The organism is Cellulomonas sp. P4_B5_2 (assembly GCF_056402235.1).
On record NZ_JBFUHU010000337.1, the window covers coordinates 1 to 3,912 of the forward strand.

Sequence of the window (3,912 nt, forward strand, 5' to 3'; positions counted from 1 at the left end):
GGTCAGTACTGCCGGTCGGCCAGTACTGCCTGGGCACCTGCCTGGTCGAACGCCTCGTCCTTGGTGACGATGCGCGGCTCGACGGTGCCGCCCTCGTCGAGGGTCTTGATGATGTCGGCGAGGTCCGGGCCGAGCAGCGGGTTGCACTCGACGATGTAGCTGATCTCGCCGGCGGCGAGGGCGGTCATGCCGTCCTTGACGCCGTCGATGGTGACGACCTTGATGTCCTGACCGGGCACCTTGCCGGCCGCCTTGATCGCCTCGATGGCGCCGAGGCCCATGTCGTCGTTGTGCGCGTACACGACGTCGATGTCGGGGTAGGCCYGCAGGAAGCCCTCCATGACCGTCTTGCCCTCGGCGCGCGTGAAGTTGCCGGTCTCCGAGGCGATCACCGAGATGTTGTCGTTGCCGGCGATGGCGTCCTCGAACCCGGTCTTGCGGTCGATCGCGGGCGCGGAGCCCGTGGTGCCCTGCAGCTCGACGACGTTGATGGGCTCGGTGCCGAGGTTCTCGGACACCCAGTCACCGATGCGCTTGCCCTCCTCGACGAAGTCGGAGCCGATGAACGTCACGTAGAGCGACGTGTCCTCGGAGTCGACCGCGCGGTCGGTGAGGATGACCGGGATGCCGGCGTCCTTTGCCTCTTCGAGCACGCTGTCCCAGCCGGACTCGACCACCGGGGAGAACGCGATGTAGTCGACGCCCTGCGCGATGTAGGACCGGATCGCCTGGATCTGGTTCTCCTGCTTCTGCTGGGCGTCGGAGAAGCTGAGCTTGAAGCCTGCGTCCTCCGTGAGTGCGTCCTGGATCGACTTGGTGTTGGCGGCACGCCAGCCGCTCTCGGCACCGACCTGGCTGAAGCCGACGGAGATCGCGCCGTCGCCGCCGCCGTCGCCGCCTGCGGTCTCCCCGTCGCCGGAGTCTCCGCTGCCGCTGCATGCTGCGAGCCCGAGTGCGAGCACCGCGATGCCTGCGGCGATCGATCGTGTCCTGAACATCTTGCTGACCATCTGCTTCTCCTCCTCGAGAAACGCACTCGCTCGCGGACCCGACCCACGCCGGTCGGCCCACGTCGCGCACCCGGGGCACCGGGGCACGAGTCCTGCCGGACCGAGGTCCAGTAGGTGGTTCGCCTGATGTTAGCGCTCACATTCCGTCAGTTGTCGCGATTGTCAGGTTGCATTCCGGTCACGCTTCGCAGCTGACGGGTGCACGGTCAAGCCCGCGCGGCACGTCCGATCCAGGCGCAGTCGTGACGCGTGGTGACGGAGTGACGCGAGAGGCAGCTCCTGGCGAGCTCAGGGGCGCTCGCGCAGGACGACCACCCCGCGCGCGGCCACGCGGTCGCCCACGGCGTGCTCGACGTCGCCGACGAGGTCCCGCCCCGCGGCGTGCAGGGGCAGGTCCTCGTCGGTGTGGTTGATCGCGAACAGCCAGCTGCCCGACGCCCCGACACGGCGGACGAGCTCGAGCCCGCCCGGCGCCTCGGCCAGCGGCGTGACACCGGCAGCGTCCAGCACCCGCGCCACGAGCGCCGCGGTCGACGGCACGTCGAGCCGCGTCGACAGGTACCAGGCCGCTCCCCCGCCGTCGACGGTCCGCCGGGTCAGGGCGGGACCGCCAGCGGACGGGCCGTCGGTATAGGTGGCCAGCACCTCGGCGTCGTCGGCCGTGAACCGCTCGGTCCACACCTCGCCGGACGAGCCGTCGCTGAGCCGCACGGACCCGCCCTCGCGCAGCGGAGCGAACTCCTCGACCCGGACGCCGAGCAGGTCCCGGAACGCGCCCGGGTAGCCGCCGAGCAGGACGCGGTCGTGCTCGTCGACGATGCCGGAGAAGTAGGAGACGAGCACCTGGCCGCCGCGCTCGACCACCGCCGACAGCCGGTCGGACAGGTCCGCCGGCGCGAGATAGAGCGTCGGGACCAGGACCACGTCGTAGCCGTCGAGGTCCGACGTCGCGGGGACCACGTCGACCGCGACCCCGGCGTCGAGCAGCGCTCCGTGCAGCGCCCGGGGCAGGTCGAGGTACCGCAGGTCGACGGTCGGGTGCGCCTCGAGCTCGCTGGCCCACCAGGCCTGGGTGTCCCAGAGCAGGGCGACGCGGGCCTTCTCGACGACGCTGCCCCGCACCTCGGCCAGCCGCCCGAGCGTGGCGCCCAGGTGGGCCACCTCGCGGAACAGCTCCGAGTCGGCGCCGGCGTGCGGCACCATCCCCGAGTGGTACTTCTCGGCACCCGCACGGGACTGGCGCCACTGGAAGAACAGGACGCCGTCGGCGCCGCGGGCCACGTGCTGCAGGGAGTTGCGCAGCAGCTGGCCCGGCTCCTTGGCCAGGTTGCGGGGCTGCCAGTTCACCGCGCTCGTCGAGTGCTCCATGAGCACCCACGGGTCGCCGCCCGCCAGCCCGCGCGCGCGGTCGGCGCTGAACGCCAGCTCCGCCCAGCCGCGCGGGTCCTCGGCACCCAGGTAGTGGTCGTTGGACACGATGTCGATCAGCGGCGTGGCCTGCGTGTAGTCGATCTGGTGAAAGTCGCCCATGACCATGTAGTTGGTGGTCACCGGCAGGTGCGGCGTGACCTCGCGCAGCACGGCGGCCTCGGCGTCGAGGTGCGCGACGAAGGCGTCGGAGGAGAACCGCTCGAAGTCCAGCCGCTGGCCCGGGTTGGGGATGGTGGTCGTGCGGCGCGGCGGCAGCACCTGGTCGAGGCTCGCGTACCGCTGGCCCCAGAACGCGGTGCCCCAGGCGAGGTTGAGCGCGTCGACGTCGGCGTACTCCTTGCCCAGCCAGTCGCGGAACGCCGCGGCGGACACGTCGCAGTAGCAGCGGCCGTTGTGGCAGGCCAGCTCGTTGGAGATGTGCCACATGGCCACCGCGGGGTGGTGCCCGTAGCGCTCGGCGAGCACGCGGGCGATCCGGGTGGCGTGCTCCCGGATCACGGGCGAGGAGACGCACCACGACTCGCGGCTGCCGTGGGTGTACCGCAGGCCGTCGGCGTCGACCGGCAGCATCTCGGGGTGCGCGAGGTGCAGCCAGACCGGGGGCGCGGCGCTCGGCGTGGCCAGGTCCACGCGGATCCCGGCCTCGTGCAGCAGGTCGAGGATGCGGTCCAGCCAGCCGAAGTCGAACTGGCCCTCCGCCGGCTCCAGCTGCCCCCAGGAGAAGATGCCGAGGCTCACCAGCGTGACGCCGGCCTCCCGCATGAGCGCGACGTCGTCGGCCCACACCTCCTGCGGCCACTGCTCCGGGTTGTAGTCGGCGCCGAACGCGATGCCGTCCGTGGGCCACGGGCCCGTCCAGCGGCTCATCGGGCCACCGCCACGAGCACGTCCCACGAGCCGAGGCTCAGCGTGGACCCCTGCGCGACCGACGGCCCGGCGGCGTCCGACGGCGGCGGGTCGGCGGGTGCGGCACCCCGGGGGGCGACGAGGACGTCGAGATCGGTCGGAGCAGTCACGGTGGCGGCCTCCCAGGACCAGTTGTGCACGACGTGGACGCGGGTGCCGTCCGGTCGGGTGGAGCTGTGGACGGTGACGCTCGGGGGCAGGTCCTCCCAGCCGGCGAGCGGGGCGGGCACCAGCCAGTCGGCCAGCGACCGGGCGAGCTCCAGGCCGGGCACGGTGCCGACGACCGTGATCCGACCGGCGCCGTGGGACCGCGTCGTGGCCGCCGCCCAGGCGCCCAGGTGCGGGTGCTCGTAGGTGGCGAGCACGTCGGCGCCGTCGGCGACCAGGCACTCGGCCCACGCGGTCGCCTCACCCGCGAGCGCCCCGGTGACCGGCACCGGCTCGGCGAGGTTGCTGAACTCCTCGTACCAGGCGCCCGCCGCGGTGGACAGGCGCGCGGGCTGCACCTCGGCGCGGGCGCGGCCCTCGTGGTCGGCGTAGCCGGTGCGGGGTCCGACGACCAGGT

The 3,912-nt window shown here is 72.4% G+C and carries 3 protein-coding genes; all 3 read right to left on the reverse strand.

Annotation, left to right across the window (positions count from 1 at the left end; translation table 11 throughout):
• Positions 1–2: 2 nt before the first annotated feature.
• Complete coding sequence (locus AC1DUQ_RS18865) at positions 3–998, reverse strand: ABC transporter substrate-binding protein (RefSeq protein WP_477074341.1); 996 nt, start codon at positions 996–998, stop codon at positions 3–5.
• Positions 999–1,298: 300 nt separating this feature from the next.
• Positions 1,299–3,308 carry a beta-galactosidase gene (locus AC1DUQ_RS18870; RefSeq protein ID WP_477061269.1) on the reverse strand — a complete coding sequence of 670 codons (2,010 nt, stop codon included), beginning with the start codon at positions 3,306–3,308 and terminating at the stop codon, positions 1,299–1,301.
• A partial coding sequence (locus AC1DUQ_RS18875; RefSeq protein ID WP_477074342.1) for a beta-galactosidase trimerization domain-containing protein occupies positions 3,305–3,912 on the reverse strand: 608 nt, incomplete at its 5' end. The genes AC1DUQ_RS18875 and AC1DUQ_RS18870, both read right to left, overlap by 4 nt.

What these genes read in the sequence shown, in the direction of transcription:
- AC1DUQ_RS18870 (WP_477061269.1), bottom strand. Translation starts at nt 3,308, where the DNA reads ATGAGCCGCTGGACGGGCCCGTGGCCCACGGACGGCATCGCGTTCGGC.